At 58.8% G+C, this 18,553-nt stretch carries 18 protein-coding genes; 8 read left to right on the forward strand and 10 right to left on the reverse strand.

The window, feature by feature from the left end; genetic code table 11:
• Nucleotides 1–9 precede the first annotated feature (9 nt).
• Nucleotides 10–1,374, reverse strand: coding sequence for a DNA repair protein RadA (radA, locus tag GRI43_RS04410; RefSeq protein ID WP_160729850.1), 1,365 nt, complete (start codon nt 1,372–1,374; stop codon nt 10–12).
• Nucleotides 1,375–1,444: 70 nt separating this feature from the next.
• On the opposite strand from radA, the gene GRI43_RS04415 reads away from it, so the two are divergent.
• On the forward strand, nt 1,445–3,766 hold the full coding sequence (locus tag GRI43_RS04415) for a patatin-like protein (RefSeq protein WP_160729851.1): 2,322 nt from the start codon (nt 1,445–1,447) through the stop codon (nt 3,764–3,766).
• Here the strand turns inward: GRI43_RS04415 and GRI43_RS04420 are convergent.
• The 4 genes from GRI43_RS04420 to dnaK form a co-directional block, all read right to left on the reverse strand.
• Complete coding sequence (locus tag GRI43_RS04420; protein WP_160729852.1) at nt 3,763–4,650, reverse strand: MBL fold metallo-hydrolase; 888 nt, start codon at nt 4,648–4,650, stop codon at nt 3,763–3,765. The two genes, GRI43_RS04415 and GRI43_RS04420, sit on opposite strands and share 4 nt — an antisense overlap.
• Before the next feature lie 62 nt (nt 4,651–4,712).
• Complete coding sequence (locus tag GRI43_RS04425; protein WP_160729853.1) at nt 4,713–5,330, reverse strand: DUF6445 family protein; 618 nt, start codon at nt 5,328–5,330, stop codon at nt 4,713–4,715.
• Between the two features lie 197 nt (nt 5,331–5,527).
• Nucleotides 5,528–6,649 carry a molecular chaperone DnaJ gene (gene dnaJ, locus GRI43_RS04430; RefSeq protein WP_160730634.1) on the reverse strand — a complete coding sequence of 374 codons (1,122 nt, stop codon included), beginning with the start codon at nt 6,647–6,649 and terminating at the stop codon, nt 5,528–5,530.
• Between the two features lie 70 nt (nt 6,650–6,719).
• Nucleotides 6,720–8,651, reverse strand: coding sequence for a molecular chaperone DnaK (gene dnaK, locus GRI43_RS04435; RefSeq protein WP_160729854.1), 1,932 nt, complete (start codon nt 8,649–8,651; stop codon nt 6,720–6,722).
• A 169-nt stretch (nt 8,652–8,820) separates the two neighbouring features.
• On the opposite strand from dnaK, the gene GRI43_RS04440 reads away from it, so the two are divergent.
• The 3 genes from GRI43_RS04440 (at nt 8,821) to GRI43_RS04450 (ending at nt 11,094) form a co-directional block, all read left to right on the forward strand.
• Nucleotides 8,821–9,297 (forward strand): copper chaperone PCu(A)C, encoded by a 477-nt coding sequence (locus GRI43_RS04440; RefSeq protein ID WP_160730635.1) that lies wholly within the window; start codon nt 8,821–8,823, stop codon nt 9,295–9,297.
• Between the two features lie 170 nt (nt 9,298–9,467).
• Nucleotides 9,468–9,815 (forward strand): vgr related protein, encoded by a 348-nt coding sequence (locus GRI43_RS04445; protein WP_338090006.1) that lies wholly within the window; start codon nt 9,468–9,470, stop codon nt 9,813–9,815.
• A gap of 118 nt (nt 9,816–9,933) precedes the next feature.
• Nucleotides 9,934–11,094 carry a PrnB family protein gene (locus tag GRI43_RS04450; RefSeq protein WP_160729855.1) on the forward strand — a complete coding sequence of 387 codons (1,161 nt, stop codon included), beginning with the start codon at nt 9,934–9,936 and terminating at the stop codon, nt 11,092–11,094.
• Nucleotides 11,095–11,161: 67 nt separating this feature from the next.
• Here the strand turns inward: GRI43_RS04450 and grpE are convergent, their stop codons facing one another.
• Together grpE and hrcA are read right to left on the reverse strand one after the other, a co-directional pair.
• A complete protein-coding gene (gene grpE / locus GRI43_RS04455; protein ID WP_160729856.1) occupies nt 11,162–11,764 on the reverse strand; it encodes a nucleotide exchange factor GrpE in 603 nt (200 codons plus the stop codon).
• Nucleotides 11,765–11,798: 34 nt separating this feature from the next.
• Nucleotides 11,799–12,842 carry a heat-inducible transcriptional repressor HrcA gene (hrcA, locus tag GRI43_RS04460; RefSeq protein WP_160729857.1) on the reverse strand — a complete coding sequence of 348 codons (1,044 nt, stop codon included), beginning with the start codon at nt 12,840–12,842 and terminating at the stop codon, nt 11,799–11,801.
• Between the two features lie 84 nt (nt 12,843–12,926).
• On the opposite strand from hrcA, the gene rph reads away from it, so the two are divergent.
• From rph to GRI43_RS04480, 4 genes are read left to right on the forward strand one after another with little or no spacing between them, the layout of a single operon-like run.
• A complete protein-coding gene (gene rph, locus GRI43_RS04465; protein ID WP_160729858.1) occupies nt 12,927–13,640 on the forward strand; it encodes a ribonuclease PH in 714 nt (237 codons plus the stop codon).
• Nucleotides 13,637–14,263 (forward strand): RdgB/HAM1 family non-canonical purine NTP pyrophosphatase, encoded by a 627-nt coding sequence (rdgB, locus tag GRI43_RS04470; protein WP_160729859.1) that lies wholly within the window; start codon nt 13,637–13,639, stop codon nt 14,261–14,263. Before rph ends, rdgB begins: the two co-directional genes overlap by 4 nt.
• Before the next feature lie 28 nt (nt 14,264–14,291).
• The gene (gene hemW, locus GRI43_RS04475) at nt 14,292–15,443 is read left to right on the forward strand and encodes a radical SAM family heme chaperone HemW (protein WP_160729860.1); all 1,152 of its coding nucleotides are present in this window, start codon (nt 14,292–14,294) and stop codon (nt 15,441–15,443) included.
• Nucleotides 15,440–16,339 (forward strand): tyrosine recombinase XerC, encoded by a 900-nt coding sequence (locus GRI43_RS04480; RefSeq protein WP_160729861.1) that lies wholly within the window; start codon nt 15,440–15,442, stop codon nt 16,337–16,339. The genes hemW and GRI43_RS04480 overlap by 4 nt, the downstream gene beginning before the upstream one ends.
• Here the strand turns inward: GRI43_RS04480 and gshB are convergent.
• From gshB to rsmI, 3 genes are read right to left on the reverse strand one after another with little or no spacing between them, the layout of a single operon-like run.
• The gene (gshB, locus tag GRI43_RS04485) at nt 16,336–17,295 is read right to left on the reverse strand and encodes a glutathione synthase (protein ID WP_160729862.1); all 960 of its coding nucleotides are present in this window, start codon (nt 17,293–17,295) and stop codon (nt 16,336–16,338) included. The two genes, GRI43_RS04480 and gshB, sit on opposite strands and share 4 nt — an antisense overlap.
• A 26-nt stretch (nt 17,296–17,321) precedes the next feature.
• Nucleotides 17,322–17,672 (reverse strand): YraN family protein, encoded by a 351-nt coding sequence (locus GRI43_RS04490; RefSeq protein ID WP_160729863.1) that lies wholly within the window; start codon nt 17,670–17,672, stop codon nt 17,322–17,324.
• Entirely contained in the window at nt 17,669–18,529 is an 861-nt protein-coding gene (gene rsmI, locus GRI43_RS04495; protein ID WP_160729864.1) for a 16S rRNA (cytidine(1402)-2'-O)-methyltransferase, read from the reverse strand. Before rsmI ends, GRI43_RS04490 begins: the two co-directional genes overlap by 4 nt.
• Between the last annotated feature and the right edge of the window lie 24 nt (nt 18,530–18,553).

An 18,553-nucleotide genomic window follows, 5' to 3' on the forward strand; every position in this document is an offset into this window, starting at 1 on the left:
GTCAGAGGATTATGCAGAAGCCATCACTTGGTCAACGAGATTGGCGAGTTGTCTTATGCCGCGGTACTTAAGCTGCGATGAATTCGCCACATCCTGTGGCCCACATCCCGACGTAAATCCAAGCTTTGCCGCCTCTTTCAATCGCAGCCCCGCATGGGCAACCGGGCGTATTTCCCCGGCGAGCGAAACCTCGCCGAACCAGATGCTATGCGTAGGCAGCGGCTTGTCAGCGAGCGCGGAAACAAGCGCGGCGGCCACCGCGAGATCGGCGGCAGGATCGGACAGGCGGTATCCGCCCGCAACGTTCAGATACACCTCTGCCGAACTGAAATTCAGGCCGCAGCGAGATTCCAGCACCGCCAGCAGCATTGCCAGCCGCCCATTGTCCCAACCGACCACGGCACGGCGCGGTGTCGCCCCGCTTTGCAGGCGGACAATCAGGGCCTGCACTTCGATCAGAACGGGCCGTGTCCCCTCCAGTGCGGGAAACACAGCACTGCCCGCCAGCGGCGTTTCGCGGCCAGACAAGAACAACATCGAGGGGTTCGACACTTCCTGAAGGCCCTTCCCCTCCATTGCGAACACGCCGATCTCGTCGACCGCACCGAAGCGGTTCTTCAATGCACGCAGGATACGGTATTGGTGGCTACGTTCGCCTTCGAAGCTCATCACCACATCGACCATATGCTCAAGCACGCGCGGACCGGCGATCGTGCCGTCCTTGGTAACGTGACCGACCAGGACCAGAGCGACACCATTTTCCTTGGCATAGCGGATCAGCTCGAACGCACAGCCGCGCACCTGACTGACGGTGCCAGGCGCCCCTTCGATGGTGTCTGAGTGCATTGTCTGGATCGAGTCGATCACCAGCAATGTCGGCGGTTCCATAGAATTCAGAGTGGTCAGGATATCGCGTACTGATGTCGCAGCGGCCAGCTTGATCGGCGCATCGGCAAGGCCAAGCCGCGATGCCCGCATCCTGACCTGCCCGGCAGCTTCCTCCCCGCTGACATAAACGGTCGAGCAATTGTCTTTCGCGATTCTGGCGGCAGCCTGAAGCAGCAAGGTCGATTTACCGATTCCGGGATCGCCGCCCATGAGAATTGCGGACCCGGGCACAAGACCGCCGCCCAGCGCCCGATCAAATTCCGCCAGCCCAGTCTTGCGCCTTTCCAGTTTTTCGCCCGGAGCGTCCAGCTGGACAAATTCAACCGCCCTGCCGCCGCTGGAAAGATCATGCTTTTGCGAGAAAACGGTGGCCGGCACATCCTCTCTCAGAGTGTTCCATTCGGCGCAATCGGGGCACTGCCCCTGCCAGCGGTGAGAAACTGATCCACAAGCCTGACAGATGTATCGTTTTTTCGGTTTCGCCATATCTCGCCGATAGCTGGAACATAAACGGAACGCAATTGCCTTTGCCGCGAATGCAGTTAACAGTCGCGTGATGCGGCACAAGGAACTCAGAATCGCTTTGGTCTGTTATGGCGGAGTGAGCCTTGCGGTTTACATGCACGGCGTGACGAAAGAGGTCTGGAAGCTGGCGAAGGCCAGTCAGGCATATCACGCACGCGCCCCGCGATCCGAAGGCGTTCAGGGTGTTTACCGTGATTTGCTGGAACAGATCGAAGCCAATCAAGGCCTCAAAATCCGTGTCCTTCCCGACATTCTGACCGGGGCCAGCGCAGGCGGGATCAACGCCGTTTTTCTGGCGCAGGCAATTCATTCCGGCCAATCGCTGGAACCGCTCACAGACCTTTGGCTGGATAGGGCCGATGTCGATCGTCTGGTTGATCCTGACGCACGCCCGATGTGGAGATTTGCCAAATTCTGGGCTCAACCGGTGGCGTCATGGCTCCTGAAGCGGCCAGGTAACGCCGTTTCCGAAAGCGTTGCGCCTGAAACTCGCCGCGAAGTGCGGCGCAAGGTTTCTGCCTTCGTCCGCGGAAGGTGGTTCGAACCGCCTTTTTCAGGTCTCGGGTTTTCCAAGCTGCTCTACTCGGCGCTTAACTCCATGAAACAATCGGAAGTTGGCGAACCGCTGCTGCCTCCGGGCCACCCGATCGACCTGTTTGTCACTGCGACCGATTTTCGCGGGCATCTGGAATTGCTAAGGCTCAACAGCCCTCCTGTTGTGGAGGAAAGTGAGCACAGAATGCCAATCAGCTTTTCGGTCGATACGCCGCGCGTTCCCGGAAAAAGCATTGCCGATTTGCACGAACTGACCTTTGCCGCCCGCGCCACCGCCAGCTTCCCCGGTGCGTTCCCTCCGTTGCAACTATCGGAGATAGACGCACTTGCCGCGCATAATGCGTTGGCGTGGCCTGGCCGCGATGAATTTTGCGCCCGCATTATGCCGGTTCATATCCAGCAAGGTGATGTCGAAGGTGTTTCGCTGATCGATGGATCGGTGCTCGTCAACAAGCCGTTTGGCGCGGCAGTCGATGCGTTGCAGGGCCGCCCTGCCCAGCGCGAAGTCGACCGGCGCTTTGTGTATATCGACCCGCGGCCTGATCGGTTCAGTTCCCTGCAGCTGGATGCCGATAAACCGGTCGGGTTCTTTACCGCGATCTTCGGTTCAATCTCCACGATTCCGCGCGAACAACCGATCCGGGACAATCTCGAGGTGATTGAACAGCAATCTCGCGAGGCAGAGCATCTGCGCCGCATGATCATGTCTCTTCGCCCGGAGATCGAAGGCGCGGTGGAGAAGCTGTTTGGCCGGACGCTGTTTTTCGACCGGCCAACACCAAAGCGCCTTTCAGCCTGGCGCAACAAGGCGCAGCAGGTGGCGGCTGAAAAGGCCGGTTTTGCCTTCATTTCATACGGGCAGGCCAAATTCGCAGGCATCGTGGAAAAGCTCGCCCATCTGACACACCATGCCGCCCCCGAGCTGGGATTTCCGGACGCCGATCCGATCGCGCTGGTGTTTCATGCCGAATTGCAGCGCAGAGGCCTGGAAAAGCTCACCTCACCATCGGGCGGTGCGAGTGCAGAGGCAATTGCGTTTTTCCGCGCTCACGATCTGGGCTTCAGAGTGCGGCGGCTGAGGCTGCTTGCCCGGCGCCTCGCACGTGATTGGGAGGCTGATCCGACCATTCCCGACCCTTCGCTTGAGAGTGCGCGAGACACGATCTACAAGATTCTGGCGCTGTATTTCGAACAGGAAACAAACGAGACGCTTGGCAGCGAGTTCAAAGCGCTAGCAGCGAATGTGATGCAGGATCCTGCGGCAGTGCTGGATCATTTGGAACAGCGCCGGTTGTTGCCGGAGATCGACCGGCAAGCAGAGGTAATGCTGGCAGAATCGCTTGAGGAAATGCCGAAGGAACTCCGCCGCCGGATGCTGCTGACTTATCTGGGCTTTCCATATTACGACATCGCTACCTTGCCTCTCATGCGGCACGAAGGGCTGACCGAGTTTGATCCGGTCAAGGTCGACAGGATATCACCCGATGACGCGCGATCGATCCGTGAAGGGGGCACGAAGGCTACGCTTCGCGGCACGGAGTTTTACAACTTCGGCGCATTTTTCAGCCGCGCTTACAGGGAAAACGACTACCTTTGGGGCAGGCTGCACGGGGCCGAGAGGATGATCGACCTGATCTGTTCAACCGCCGAGGCACCGGTTCCGGACCCCGATTGCCTGCGTTTCAAACGCAAGGCGTTCCTGACTATCCTCGATGAGGAGCAGGACCGGCTCACGACCGATCCGAACCTCTTGAAAACAATCAGGAGTGAGGTGCTTGCCAAGCTTGGTAAGGTTTAGCGGCCGAGACTGCGGTAGATTGCTTTGACGAAGCTATCCTTGTCGATGAACCCTTCCCCCCGGTTGAAATCGGCGAGTGGATCGGCAGCAACCGTTTCATCCATCGAATTCCCAGCATCCTTCAGAGTTGTTACCAAATTCACCGCTTGTCCGATCATGGCGCGGTAGGCGACCAGTTCTGCCTTGTTCGACATCGGACCGTGGCCCGGAATGATCTTCGTTTCATCGTCGACCATTCGGATCACCTGATCGAGCGAATTCATCGCGTTGATGACATTACCGCCAGAATCGATGTCGATGTACGGATAGCCGGGGATCTTGAAATAGAGATCACCCATATGGATCACGTTGTCTTCGCGCCAATGAACGACACTGTCCCCGTCGGTGTGGCCGCCGCCAAGAAATATGACGTCCACCGTATCGCCGTTCAGATGCATGGTAATACCCTGGCCGTAAGTGACGACGGGCAGAGCCCCCTTAGCCGCAGGTTCAACGGGGCGTTCACCACCGGGCCGGCCTTCTGCCAGGCGCACTCGCACGTTATCGTGGGCGAATATTGTCGCGCCAGCATTGCCGAGGTTTTCATTCCCGCCTGTGTGGTCACCGTGCCAGTGGGTGTTTATCAGGAAATCCACCGGTCCCGCCCCCAACTCGGCTACCGCTTGTTCTATCTTGCCGGTTAGCGGGGCGTACTGATCGTCGATCAGGATTGTGCCATCATCGCCGTGGCTGACACCGATATTTCCGCCGGCCCCAAACAGCACCGCGATACCCGGGGCGACTTCCTGCGCCTTGATCTCGACCTGCGACCAATCTCGTTGTGCGCTCACCGGTGCTGCGATAGCCGCGAGAATGCAGCTGGCGGTCAAAGTCAGTTTTTTCATGGTCAGTCCTCTGGTTTCATCTTGGGGAACGCGGGCCGCTTCTGTTCGGTTCCGCAGCCCCTTCAGGCCCGGTCGAAGAAAAGCAGCATCACCAAGCGGGAATCTTCAGGCGATTTCCCAAATCCCGGAGCGGCTGTGTGAAATTGCCACGGCGAAAAGAGGATCAGGCGATTGAACCGGATGGGTATCCGCATCGTCCTTTCCCATTTTGCGGGAGAGGTAGTGTCCTTGTTCACTACGTCTTCGACAAAAGCGTTGATATCACCGTATCCCGCCGCAGCAATTTGCGCAGGATCGTGCGGTACTTTCTCCAGCCCGGTGCGCTTGTGGCGGAAGAAATCGGTTCCCCCGGCACTGGGTGCAGAGCAGTCTTCCGGGCGGGAGAGGAACAGGATGCCCGAATAGGCCGCCGGATCGATGTGGACGCCACTGCGTCCCTTGTCCGCCTTGCTGGTCAGGCGGCAGTGTCCGTGATCGGTGCCCGCCGCACCTTTCAGCTTGATACCTAGCTGACGCGAAACGCTGGCATCAATACCGGCGGTATCGACCGACCGGCTTGAATTCATGCCCGGGAAATTGCCCTTCTGTTCGGCGGGGTCATAGCCGAGACCCAACGCCTCACGCCGCGCAGCCCATGGATCGACCAGGAAGTCGTCGATAATCATGAGCGATGGGAGCATGGCTTGAATTTCCGCAGTGATGGCCTTCGGTTGCAATCGTTGGACGAGTTGCCCGGCCTTGCCAAGTGCGCAGCGTCAGACTGCCTCGAAGGCTAGCGATATTCGCTGGCTTGTTCGATCAGGCAGTAGCGAACTCTGCAAACGGATCGCCGGACAAGTGGGCTTGCCGAATCCGGCAGAGCGCCGTCGTCCGTCGCTTAGACTGAGAAAACGTCTTTAAGCTTTTCGAAAAAGCCGCGACTTTCCGGGCATTCATCGCCGGTCTCGGTCTCACGAAACTGCTCGAGGATTTCACGCTGAGCCTTGGACAGTTTGGTTGGTGTTTCGACCGCGATCTCCACGACCAGATCGCCCCTGCCCCGGCCTTGCAGCACCGGCATACCGCCGCCGCGAACGCGCAGCTGTTTGCCAGACTGGATGCCAGCGGGAATATCGATCACATTGCTGTCACCGCCAAGATCCGGAATTTCCACCGATCCGCCAAGCGCAGCTTTCGAGAAGCTGATTGGAACGCGGGTGAGCAAGGTCGTGCCTTCACGCTCGAACACCGGGTGTTCCTTGATGTGGATGAATATGTAGAGGTCACCCGAAGGTGCACCATTCGGACCGGCCTCGCCCTTGCCCGATAGGCGGATGCGAGTTCCGGTATCGACGCCTGGTGGAATCTCGACATCCAGCGTCTGGGCCTGATCCACACGTCCTTCTCCCCGGCAGGCGGAACACGGTTTCTCTATTACTTCGCCGCGGCCGTTACAGGTCGGGCACGGCCTTTCGACCACGAAGAAGCCCTGCTTCGCTCGGACCTTCCCGTACCCGTTGCACATGTTGCAACCGCGGGTGCCGGTGCCCGGTTCAGCGCCGGATCCGCCACAGGGTTCGCAGCCTGTCGAGACTTCGATCTCAATCTGGGTCTGCTGACCATGAAATGCCTCTTCAAGGCCGATCTGCATATCATAGCGCAAATCAGCCCCGCGGCGCGGTTGAGGCCTTCCGCCGCCACCGCCGAATGCGCTGCCGAAAATCGTTTCGAAAATATCGCCGATGTCGCCAAAATCACCCTGCTGACTTTGGCCGCCGCCCATACCCTGTTCAAAAGCCGCATGGCCGAACCGGTCATACGCCGCCCGCTTTTGCGGATCCTTCAAACAGTCATAGGCCGCGCCAACGGCCTTGAACCTTGCCTCGGCATCGGGATCACCCGGATTGCGATCAGGGTGCCATTTCATTGCCAGCTTGCGGTAAGCCGACTTGATGGTCCCATCATCGGCGTCGCGAGAGACCTCGAGCAGTTCGTAAAAGTCGATTTCGGTTGAAGACATCATTCCATCCCAAACCTAACCGCCACCGACGCGGTCTGCATCGGTGGCGGCCAGATTTTCCATCAGGGCATTAGCCCTTGTTTTCGTCTTCGTTCACTTCAGAAAACTCTGCATCGACGACTTCTTCGTCGCTTTCCGCAGCGCTTTCGCTGGCGCCGGCATCACCTTCAGGTGCGGCGTTGGCCTGTTCCTGCTGGTAGATTTCCTGGCCCATCTTCATGGCAACTTCAGTCAAGGTCTGAACCTTGGCATTGATCGCATCGAGATCGTCACCTTCCAGTGCCGTCTTCGTTTCGGCCAAAGCGGCTTCGACGTCGGACTTCAGATCAGCGCTGATCTTGTCTCCATGCTCTTCAAGCTGCTTCTCTGTCGAGTGCACAAGGCTGTCTGCCTGATTGCGGGTCTCGGCCTGTTCGCGGCGCTTCTTGTCTTCATCTGCGAACTTTTCGGCATCCTGGACCATCTGGTCGATATCGGCATCCGAAAGACCGCCCGAGGCCTGAATACGGATCTGCTGCTCCTTGCCCGTGCCCTTGTCTTTGGCAGACACGTTCACGATGCCGTTCGCGTCGATATCGAAGGTAACTTCGACTTGCGGAACGCCGCGCGGCGCAGGCGGGATGCCAACCAGATCGAACTGGCCAAGCATCTTGTTGTCTGCGGCCATTTCACGCTCACCCTGGAACACGCGGATCGTCACGGCCTGCTGATTGTCTTCAGCGGTCGAATAGGTCTGCGATTTCTTGGTCGGGATCGTGGTGTTGCGGTCGATCATGCGGGTGAATACACCGCCCAGCGTTTCGATACCCAGCGACAGCGGGGTCACGTCGAGCAGCAGAACATCCTTCACGTCGCCCTGGAGCACGCCCGCCTGAATGGCGGCGCCCATGGCAACCACTTCGTCAGGATTCACGCCAGTATGCGGTTCCTTGCCGAAGAAGTCCTTCACCACTTCGCGCACCTTGGGCATACGGGTCATCCCGCCAACGAGAATGACTTCGTCGATGCCGCCCTTGTCCACGCCGGCGTCTGCCAGAGCTTTCTTGCAAGGTTCCAGCGTGCGCTTGATCAGATCGCCAACCATTTTTTCGAGGTCGGAACGGCTGATGTTTTCAACCAGATGGAGCGGCGTTGTCGCGCCGCCTTCCATACGGGCGGTGATGAACGGCAGGTTCACTTCGGTGGTTTGCGCGCTGGAAAGCTCGATCTTGGCTTTCTCAGCGGCTTCCTTGAGACGTTGAAGCGCAAGCTTGTCCGTCTTGAGGTCCATGCCCTCTTTCTTTTTGAACTGGGCTGCGAGCCATTCGACAATCGCGTTATCGAAGTCTTCACCGCCAAGGAACGTGTCACCATTGGTGGACTTCACTTCGAACACGCCGTCGCCGATTTCGAGGACCGAAACGTCAAACGTACCGCCGCCAAGGTCATAAACAGCGATGGTCTTACCTTCGTCCTTGTCCATGCCGTAGGCAAGCGCCGCAGCAGTCGGCTCGTTAATGATACGCAGAACTTCAAGGCCTGCGATCTGGCCGGCATCCTTGGTTGCCTGACGCTGGGCGTCGTTAAAGTATGCAGGAACAGTGATAACCGCCTGCGTGACGGTTTCGCCAAGATAGCTTTCAGCGGTTTCTTTCATCTTTTGCAGGATGAAAGCGGAAACTTGCGAGGGGCTGTAATCTTCGCCGCCTGCCTTGACCCACGCATCGCCATTCTTGCCTTTGACGATGTTGTACGGGACGAGATCAATGTCCTTCTTGGTCATCGGATCATCGAAACGGCGGCCGATCAGGCGCTTGATCGCAAACAGTGTGTTGTCAGGGTTGGTCACTGCCTGACGCTTGGCCGGCTGACCGATCAGGCGTTCGTTGTCCTTGGTGAAGGCAACGATCGACGGCGTGGTGCGGGCGCCTTCAGAATTTTCTACGACTTTAGGTTTGCCGCCGTCCATAACAGCGACACAGGAATTGGTGGTGCCGAGGTCGATACCGATTACTTTAGCCATGGTTTCCCCACTTGATGCTTAATGTTGGACGCTGCGCTGTCGGCCCCCCATTATCGGCGGAACCACCCGGCAGCTCGATTATGAACGAGATATAGGTGCGGTTTTGGTTGGCACAAGGGATGGAGGCGGCTAGTTTCCGCTTCCTACCAACGAGGGAGAAATACGCGTGATGAAAAGGTTTATGGCGGGTGCCGCGCTGGCAATTGCAACAATCGGCCTTGCTGCCTGCGACAACGCGACAGATGAAGTGGTCGAGGCACCTGATGGCGTTCCGGGCATGTCGGCAACCAATGGCCGGATGCTCTTGGCACCGGTCGAAGGCAATCCGGCAGCTGTATATTTCGACCTGAAATATGATGGCGACCGCGCACTCTCGCTAAGCCGTGCTGCGGTTGAAGGAGCGGAAAGTGCGGTGATGCATGAATACGGTGAATACGACTTCAAAGTGCAAATGATGGAAATGCTTCCAGTGCCGCTGACCAAGGGAACCGAACTGACGTTTGAACCGGGCGGCAAACATATCATGGCGATGAATGTCTCCCCCGAATTGAAACCGGGCGGCACGACCGAAGTTACCCTGATTGTATCTGGCGGCGACAAATACAGCTTCCCAGTTGAAATCCGCGCAGCCGGGGATGAGCGCTGAGCTCAGGGGAAGATTACAGCACAGTTTCGTTTTGCCCGGTTGGCGGTGAAAGGCCGCTGACCGGGGGCGAGGTTGCGCTGGCAAAATCGATTTTCGGAACCGAAATCGATTATTCGAAGGTGAAGATCCGGCGGAAGAAATGGTTTCCGTTTCAGCCCCGCCGCGTCACCATGGCGCCGCGCGGACACATTCATTTTCACCCTTCAGGCAATGCCTATTGCGACGATTTCTCTCAGCAGAGCGTTATGCGCCAGGGATTGTTTATCCATGAAATGGTCCATGTATGGCAGGCGCAGGCCAAGGGTACATGGTGGCTGGTGTTCAACCGGATGCCGTGGGCACGGTATGATTACAGCCTGAAACCAGGCTGGCCGCTTCAAAAGTACGGGATCGAGCAGCAGGCAGAGATTGTGAAGCACGCATTCTGGCTTCGCAATGGCGTGCGCGTTGCGGGTGCTTCCGATGCCCAAGCATATGATCTTTTAGTAAATTTTCCCGGGACGGAATCTACGGCCTGACGCTACGGAATCGCTGTGGAAAAGCGACAGATTCCGCAGTCTTGAGCAAACCGGTTTCACTCGTTACCAAATACGGGTCCAAGCGGCCAAACCCGCGCTTGGCGAACGAGTCACAACAATGGAGCTTAAAGACTACGCAATGTCGCGCGAGCGCGGCTACCTTTCGCATTACGAGATTGACGAGATCACCCTCCCCTCGCAATTCGCGCCCATCTGCGAAGCAGCCGGCAATCTGTCAGGTCTGCTGTCAACCGGCCGGGTTCGCCACTGGCTAGATCAATTGCCCGATCCCGAACTGGAGGACTGGGTGCGCGAGGCACCAGAGGAACAGGTCCGCACTGCGATGGTGCATTATTCCTTCCTCGTTCAATCCTATGTCTGGGGTGAGGAAGCCCCGCCGCAATTCCTTCCGGCAAATCTCTCGAGGCCGATAGTCGCGATCGCCGATCACCTGGGTCAGGCGCCGTTGCTGCCATATTCGGGATACGTCCTCGACAATTGGGCGAGGCTCGACAAATCCGGTCCGATCACGCTCGACAATGTTTATATGTATCAGAACTTTGCCGGCGGAGATGACGAAAACTGGTTCGTGATGATCCATGTCGCGATCGAGGCTGAAGCAGGGGTGTTGCTGGACAATGCAACCAGGCTGATCGATGCCGTCAACCATGAAGACGAAGCCGAGGCAGAGCGGCTGCTGGTTGAAATGGATGGCGCTTGGGAACGTATTTATGACGTATTCAAGCGGATGACCGAACGCTGCGATCCCTACGTGTATTTTCACCGGGTCCGCCCATACATCCACGGTTGGGCAAACAATCCAGCACTTGATGGCGGCCTGATTTATGAAGGCATCGCCAAGTATGACGGCAAGCCGCAGGCGCTACGCGGTCAAACCGGTTCGCAAAGCTCGATCGTCCCTGCAATGGACGCGCTTTTTGGCGTGCGGCACAGCGATGATCCGCTGAAGAGCTTCCTCGATGAATTGCACCAGTACCGCCCGGTCAATCACCGGCGGTTTATCGAGGATCTGGCAGCCGGTTCGAATTTGCGGGAATTCGTGACCAAGTCTGGGTCGGCGCCGCTGAAAGAAGCGTTCAATGCCTGCGTAGAGCAGGTGGCGCGTTTCCGCACCCGGCATCTCGAATACGCGGCCAGCTACATCAACAAGCAGGCTGGCTCGATATCGGGCAATGACCCCGATGTCGGCACGGGCGGGACACCGTTCATGAAATATCTGAAGAAGCACCGCGACGAAAACCGCGCGCAGCTGGTTTAAGGCAGCGCGCCTCCCCGGAACATCTCCCGGGGAGGCGCCTGTCATCACCGTATTCGGTTACCGGGTGTCAGTCGGGCTTCTTGGCCACGCCGACCATTGCCGGGCGCAGCAAGCGATCCTTGATCATGAAGCCGGCCTGCATTTCCTGAACGATGGTGCCCGGTTCGTGCTTGTCCGAAGGGACTTCCATCATTGCCTGATGCTGGTTCGGATCGAGCGGCAAACCCATGGATGCGATGCGGGTGATGCCGTGCTGGCCGAAAACCTTGTCCAGTTCACGCTGGGTTGCCTCGATACCGGCGACCAGCCCCTTGAACTTTTCGTCATCGCGCAATTCCTGCGGCACGGAATCGAGCGCGCGCGCCAGATTGTCGGACACCGACAGAATGTCGCGGGCAAATCCGGTTGCTGCATAGGCGCGTGCATCGGTCACGTCTTTTTCCATCCGGCGGCGGACGTTCTGCGTTTCGGCTTTGGCGTAAAGCGTTTCCTGCTTGGCCGCTTCCAGATCACTGCGCAGCCCGGCTAGCGCTTCTTCAAGCCCGCCTTCCCCGCTTTGATCTTCGTCACCATCATCAAGGAATTCCTCGGGCACGCCCTTCAGTTCCTCTTCGACAGCCTTATCCTGTGCGTCGGACCCACTGGGTTCCGGCTTGTTCGTATCCGTCATTTGAAATGTTCCACCTGAACGATGTTCTGTCTGATTACCCGATTAGTTTCCCGAGGGATCGAGCTGTAAAATCAACCATGGGGACGACACGCGCGTAATTCAACCGAGTTGGGCCTATCACACCCAGTACTCCCACCACTTTTCCTTCGCTGTCACGGTATGGCGATGCAATGACCGATGAACCTGAAAGCGAGAACAGGCGGTTTTCAGAACCTATGAATATGCGGGTCGATTCGGCTTCGCGCGCGTCTTCCAGCAGTTCGGCGACCGATTGTTTGCTTTCCAGATCATCCAGCAACGAACGGACCCGCTCCAGGTCCTGGATTGCCCCGTCGTCGAGCAGATTGGCCTGACCCCTGACGATCAGGACCGGGCGCTGTGCCGGATCCTTCGTCCAAACCGCGAGTCCGCGCTGGACAAGATCGCTGCTCGCATTGTCCAATGCTGAATGTCCTGAGGCGATTTCACGGCGCAGTTCGCCTGCCGCCTCGGCCAGCGTCTTGCCCGAAAGGCGCGAATTGATGAAGTTTGAAGCCTGTTCAAGCACTGACGGGTCGGCGGGAGTGGATAGATCGACCACCCGGTTTTCAACCTGCCCGTCGAGGCCCACCAGCACGGCAAGCACTTGCTGCGCCGATAGCGGCACTATGCTGAATTGGCGCAGGCGTACTTCACGCTGCGGCACCATGACCATGCCGGCCGCACCCGAGATATCCGAGAGCAGCGAACTTGTTGCTTCCAGCGCCTGTTCGATCGGACCGGGTTCGCCCAGCCTTTGTTCGATAGCGGTACGCTCTTCTTTCGAAGGTTCCGCCACTTGCATCATCCCGTCGACGAACAGCCGGAGCCCGGTATCCGTGGGCATCCGGCCAGCGCTGGTGTGCGGCGCCGCAAGCAAGCCCAGTCCTTCCAGATCTGCCAGTACCGATCTGATTGACGCCGGGGACAGGTTCACCCTGCCATCGGTGGCCAGCATTTTGGATCCAACGGGCTGCCCATCAGCGAGATACCCCTCCACCACGAGCTGGAAAATCGCCCTTGCGCGCTCGGTTAGCTCATTGAGTGGAACATTCGACATAGGTACAATCTAATCACTGGCCTTGCGGCCTCAAGCCCCTTGCGCCTAACGCAGCCGCAACAAACGATCAAAGGACTTCAATTTATGCGACCTTCCGGCCGCGCGCCTGATGAAATGCGCGCCATCTCTTTCGAAACAGGCTTTACCAAGCACGCGGAAGGCTCTTGCCTGATCAGCTGCGGTGATACGCGCGTGCTTTGCACTGCAAGTGTCGAAGAACGGATCCCGCCATGGCTGCGCGGCAAAGGTGAAGGCTGGGTCACCGGTGAATATTCCATGCTGCCCCGCGCCACGCACACACGCGGCGGACGCGAAGCTGCCAAGGGCAAGCAAAGCGGGCGGACACAGGAAATTCAGCGTCTGATCGGACGCTCCCTGCGCGCAGTGGTCGACATGAAGAAACTTGGCGAGCGTCAGATCACTCTGGATTGCGATGTGCTTCAGGCGGACGGCGGCACCCGCACTGCTTCGATTTCCGGAGCATGGGTGGCCCTGCGCCTTGCCATCAATTCGCTGATGGAAGCCGGTGCGATCAAGGATGATCCGATCACCGCGCAGGTCGCTGCGATCAGCTGCGGCATCTACAACGGCACCCCGGTTCTGGATCTGGATTACGCCGAAGACAGCAACGCCGATGCCGATGCCAATTTCGTTTTGATCGAAGGGGGACAAATCGCCGAAGTTCAGGCGACCGCAGAAGGCGCGACATATGACGAGGAAGGTCTGCTGCGCCTGCTCCGACTGGCCAACATCGGCTGCGACGGTATCTTCGCCGCACAGCGAGCTGCGACCAAATGACCAGGCGCCTCGGCTCCGGCTCGCTCGTCATTGCGACGCATAATGCGGGCAAGCTGAGAGAAATTTCTGCGCTGCTGGAGCCGTATGGCGTGAAATGCCTTTCGGCAGGCTCACTGGGCCTGCCGGAACCGCCGGAAACCGGAACGACCTTCGCCCAGAACGCGCTGATAAAGGCGCGCGCAGCGGCAGAAGCTTCGGGGATTGTCTCGCTCGCTGACGATAGCGGTCTGTCAGTCGCCGCACTGGATGGCAGGCCGGGCGTGTACACTGCCGACTGGGCAGAACGCCAATGGTTTGAAGGACCTGCGGGCCGGGACTGGTATATGGCGATGGGCAAGGTCGAAGGTATGCTGGCCGAAAAAGGCCCCGATGCGCCGCGCGATGCGTGGTTCTCCTGCGTCCTGGCTATTGCCTGGCCGGACGGGGAAAGCGCGGTTTACGAAGGCCGCATCGATGGTGCCCTCACGTGGCCGCCACGCGGTACAATGGGCTTTGGATACGATCCCGTTTTTGTTCCGGCAGGCATGGACCAGACCTTTGCGGAACTTGATCCGGCGCAGAAGCACGCGATGAGCCACCGGGCAGATGCGTTCGCCAAGCTGGTCAGTGAACAATTTGGCTAATGCCGGACTTGGCGGCTAAACTGAGATTATGGCCCGCGCGCTCTATATCCATTGGCCCTTCTGCCTCAAAAAATGCCCTTATTGCGACTTCAATTCCCATGTTCGCAGCACGGTTGACCATGCCCGGTGGGAAGCTGCGCTGATTGCAGACATGCGGCATGAGGCGGCGCTGGCAGGCGGCGAAACGCTCAAGTCGATATTCTTTGGCGGCGGCACGCCTTCTTTGATGCCGCCGGAACTGGTCGGATCACTGCTCGGCGAGGCTGAACGGTTGTGGGGCTTCGAACCTGATATCGAAATCACGCTGGAGGCAAATCCATCTTCCGTCGAAGCGGCGAAATTCGCCGGTCTGGCTGATGCCGGAATCAACCGGGTCAGCCTGGGTCTGCAATCGCTGCGCGATGATCAGTTATCCTTCCTCGGCAGGCTTCATTCGGTAGACGAAGGGATAAGAGCGCTGGAGGTCGCGCAGCGTCATTTTACCCGGACCAGTTTCGACCTGATCTATGCGCGTCCAAAACAGACAGCAGAGGATTGGGCGGATGAACTTTCGCGCGCGCTGTCGTTTGGAACGGACCATCTCTCGCTCTACCAATTGACGATTGAACCCAATACGCGGTTCGCGACCGATGTTCGGATCGGGGCATTTGCTCCGCTGGATGATGACCCGTCGGCAGACCTGTTCGAACTGACCCGCGAGATGACGGCTGCCGCCGGTATTCCCGCTTACGAGGTCAGCAATCATGCGCGGCCCGGGCAGGAAAGTCGTCACAACCTGACATACTGGCGGTATCAGGATTACTGCGGGATCGGCCCCGGGGCGCATGGCCGGCGCGGCGGAACCGCGACCCTGCGGCACAAGAAGCCGGAGAATTATCTCCAATCTGTCGGCATTCACGAAAACGGGCTGAAAGAAGAGCGAAAACTCACCGACAGTGAGAGCGCGTCAGAAGCATTGCTGATGGGCCTTCGTCTGGCAGAGGGGATTTCACTTGCAGAAATATCCACGCGTTTCGGCATTGCCGTTGCGGATCTGGTGGATGCTGGAAAGATCGCAACATTTCGCGACCTCGGCTTCCTGAGTGCGGGCGAAGACAGGCTTCGAGTTACATGCAAGGGTATGCCTGTCCTCGACGCATTACTCGGCGAGATTGTCAGCGCCGAACTGGTCGAGGCATGAGCAAAGCGGATGTTCTCGAAGATTGGGGCAACCATCTGGCACAGGGACGCCGCCGTTCACCGCATACAGTCAGGGCATATCTTGCCGCGGCAAGGCTGCTGATCGAACGCACCGGTGCCGCTAACTGGGCCAGCCTCGCCCAGCTGAATACGGCGCAGCTTCGCGGGCATTTGGCCAGCCGGCGGCAGGATGGGCTGAGCAATGCGTCGACCGCCCGCGAACTTTCCGCGATCAAATCCTTCGTCAAGTTTGCCCGCGAACAGGCAGGATTGGCCGAAGAAGGCGCGCCGCGGCTGAGAGGCCCGCGCATCAAGAAAGGCCTGCCCCGCCCCGTCACGCCGGATGATGCGACCAACATTGCCGACCTCGTCGAGGGCATGGCTCAGGATGACTGGGTTGGTGCGCGCGACAGGGCTGTGTTGCTGCTGCTTTACGGTGCCGGGCTGCGCATCGCAGAGGCTCTCTCGCTGAATGGTAATGATGTGCCGCTGGGCGAAACGCTGGCTGTTACCGGCAAAGGCAACAAACAGCGGATCGTGCCGATCATCCCTGCCGTGCGGGAAGCTGTCGCGCAGTATGCCGCGCTGTCGCCCTGGCCGATCGAACCAGACAAGTCGCTGTTTCGCGGGGTAAAGGGCGGCCCGCTAAGCCCCGGAATGGTTCAGAAGGCGATGGCCCGTGCCCGCATTGCGCTGGGCCTGCCGGCTACCGCGACCCCGCACGCGCTGCGACACAGTTTCGCCACGCATCTGCTGGGTGCCGGCGCGGACCTCAGAAGCCTGCAGGAACTGCTTGGCCACGCCAGCCTCGGCAGCACGCAGATTTACACGAAGGTCGACGCAGCGACCTTGCTCGACACCTATCGCGGGGCGCACCCGCGCGAGCGGGACGATTAGAGCCGCGCCTCGATAGCGTCCCAGATGCGGCCCGGCGTGTCGGTGCCGTTGAACTTGTCGATTGCGACAATCCCGGTGGGCGAAGTGACATTGATTTCGGTCAGCCATTTGCCGCCGATCACATCGATCCCGACAAACACCAGCCCGCGTTTCTTGAGTTCCGGCCCCATGGCGGCACAGATTTCTTCCTCACGTGCGGTAAGGTCGGCAGCCTCTGCATAACCGCCCTGCGCCAGGTTTGAGCGGAATTCGCCCTTGCCCGGTTTCCGGTTGATCGCCCCGGCAAATTCGCCATCGACCAGCACGATACGCTTGTCGCCCTCCGACACTTCAGGAAGGAATGGCTGGACCATGTGAGGTTCCGGCCATGTCTGATTGAACACTTCGAACAGGGCAGAGGTGTTCATCCGGTCATCGCCGATCTTGAAGATGGCTTTCCCGCCATTGCCATGCAGCGGTTTCACGACAACGCTGCCGTGTTTGTCCTGGAACGCGCGCACATCTTCTACCGACCTTGCAATCAGCGTGGGCGGCATGAAGCGTGCGTAATCCAGCACGAACATTTTTTCAGGTGCGTTCACCACCTCGCGCGGGTCGTTGATGACCAGCGTCTGCCCCTTGAGCCGGTCCAGCAGCAAGGCGGAGCTGATATAGCCAAGGTGGAACGGCGGATCCTGCCGCATCAGGACCACGTCGATATCCTGCGCCAGATCGATCCGGCGTCGTTCGCCGATCGTATAATGATCGCCCTCCACCCTCTGGACCTTCACCGGCGCGGCATGGGCGGTAATCCTGGCACCGGGAGCATCGCCTGTCTCATAGGCAAGCGAGGCGACATCGTAGTGCCAGACTTCCATCCCCCGGTCCTGCGCTGACAGCATCAGTGCGAAACTGGAATCGCCTGCAATATTGATCGAATCCATCGGGTCCATCTGGACAGCTACGCGCAGGCTCATGTTCTATTCCTGTTTTCCGGCTGCCTTCATGGCTGCCATGCATTGACGATGTGGCGAGGGAACGCGCCCGGCGCAAGGAGGATCACGTCAACGCGAATATCCTCGCCATCGGCCGCATATTTGTGCGCGACTGCTTCCAAGGCAGAGGCCACCCTGCGCAGCCGGTATTCATCAATCGCGTGATCGAGATCGACCGCCTTCTTCCGCCATTTGACTTCGATAAATGCGACCACACCGCCCCGCCGTGCGATCAGGTCGATTTCGCCAAGCGGGGTCTTGATCCTCTGGCCCAGTATCGACCAGCCCTTCATGCGCAGCCACATTGCCGCGCGGCGTTCACCGTCACGGCCGCTTTGTTCGGCAATTTGCCGCTTCATTTCCCGCGCAGTTCCATGGCACGGTTGTAGAGAAGTTTGCGGTCGAGCCCGGTTGCCTTGGCAACCTTGGCAACGGCCTGCGATGCTTTCATGTCTTTCAATGCTTCGGCCAGCATGGCGTCGGCATCCTCAGCATTGGCTTTCTGTTTGGCCGGGGGTGAGACCATCAGCACGATTTCGCCCTTTGGCGGATGCTGCGAATAATGCGCTGAAAGTTCATCCGGTGAACCTGTGCGGCATTCTTCGTGGAGCTTGGTCAGTTCCCGCGCCACTGAAACTTCACGCCCGGGCAAAACCGCAGCAATCGCATCCAGCGATTTGAGAAGCCTCGGCCCGGTTTCGTAAAAAACCAGCGTCGTATCAACCGGAGCAAGTTCGGCCAGAACATCGCCGCGCGCCTTGTCCTTGTTGGGAAGAAATCCCGCAAACAGGAACCGGTCATTCGGCAGCCCGGACAGGGTCAGGCCGGTAACAACCGCGCAGGCACCGGGCAGGCTTGTTATTTCAATCCCCTGCTCGCGTGCATCGCGGACCAGCCGATAACCGGGATCGGAAATCAGCGGTGTCCCTGCATCGCTTACCAGCACCACGGCGCGGTCGCGCATCGATGCGATCAGGCGCTGGCGGTCATTATCCTCGCTATGATCGTTATAGCGCCAGAGCGGCTTGCTGATTCCCAGATGCTTGAGCAGCTTGCCGGTGACGCGCGTATCTTCGCAGGCGACGCCATCGCATCGCTTCAATACGTCTACTGCGCGGAGCGTTATATCGCCAAGATTGCCAATCGGCGTAGCGACTATATAGAGACCGGCAGACAGAGTAGCCGGTTTGGCATTTGAGGGGGCATTGCTGGTCACTGCATCCCAATGGACCAAGCATGA

Origin of the sequence: Pontixanthobacter luteolus (assembly GCF_009828095.1) — a bacterium.
GTDB lineage: Bacteria > Pseudomonadota > Alphaproteobacteria > Sphingomonadales > Sphingomonadaceae > Pontixanthobacter > Pontixanthobacter luteolus.

Bases quoted from the DNA above. Each gene is read 5' to 3' on its own strand.
- GRI43_RS04445 (WP_338090006.1), top strand. From the start codon at position 9,468: ATGGCGCCGCGCGGACACATTCATTTTCACCCTTCAGGCAATGCCTAT.
- dnaJ (WP_160730634.1), bottom strand. From the start codon at position 6,649: ATGTCTTCAACCGAAATCGACTTTTACGAACTGCTCGAGGTCTCTCGC.
- GRI43_RS04480 (WP_160729861.1), top strand. From the start codon at position 15,440: ATGAGCAAAGCGGATGTTCTCGAAGATTGGGGCAACCATCTGGCACAG.
- GRI43_RS04440 (WP_160730635.1), top strand. From the start codon at position 8,821: ATGAAAAGGTTTATGGCGGGTGCCGCGCTGGCAATTGCAACAATCGGC.
- gshB (WP_160729862.1), bottom strand. From the start codon at position 17,295: ATGAGCCTGCGCGTAGCTGTCCAGATGGACCCGATGGATTCGATCAAT.
- GRI43_RS04450 (WP_160729855.1), top strand. From the start codon at position 9,934: ATGGAGCTTAAAGACTACGCAATGTCGCGCGAGCGCGGCTACCTTTCG.
- GRI43_RS04420 (WP_160729852.1), bottom strand. From the start codon at position 4,650: ATGAAAAAACTGACTTTGACCGCCAGCTGCATTCTCGCGGCTATCGCA.
- GRI43_RS04415 (WP_160729851.1), top strand. From the start codon at position 1,445: ATGCGGCACAAGGAACTCAGAATCGCTTTGGTCTGTTATGGCGGAGTG.
- hrcA (WP_160729857.1), bottom strand. From the start codon at position 12,842: ATGTCGAATGTTCCACTCAATGAGCTAACCGAGCGCGCAAGGGCGATT.
- GRI43_RS04425 (WP_160729853.1), bottom strand. From the start codon at position 5,330: ATGCTCCCATCGCTCATGATTATCGACGACTTCCTGGTCGATCCATGG.
- hemW (WP_160729860.1), top strand. From the start codon at position 14,292: ATGGCCCGCGCGCTCTATATCCATTGGCCCTTCTGCCTCAAAAAATGC.
- rdgB (WP_160729859.1), top strand. From the start codon at position 13,637: ATGACCAGGCGCCTCGGCTCCGGCTCGCTCGTCATTGCGACGCATAAT.
- grpE (WP_160729856.1), bottom strand. From the start codon at position 11,764: ATGACGGATACGAACAAGCCGGAACCCAGTGGGTCCGACGCACAGGAT.
- radA (WP_160729850.1), bottom strand. From the start codon at position 1,374: ATGGCGAAACCGAAAAAACGATACATCTGTCAGGCTTGTGGATCAGTT.
- GRI43_RS04490 (WP_160729863.1), bottom strand. From the start codon at position 17,672: ATGAAGCGGCAAATTGCCGAACAAAGCGGCCGTGACGGTGAACGCCGC.
- rph (WP_160729858.1), top strand. From the start codon at position 12,927: ATGCGACCTTCCGGCCGCGCGCCTGATGAAATGCGCGCCATCTCTTTC.
- dnaK (WP_160729854.1), bottom strand. From the start codon at position 8,651: ATGGCTAAAGTAATCGGTATCGACCTCGGCACCACCAATTCCTGTGTC.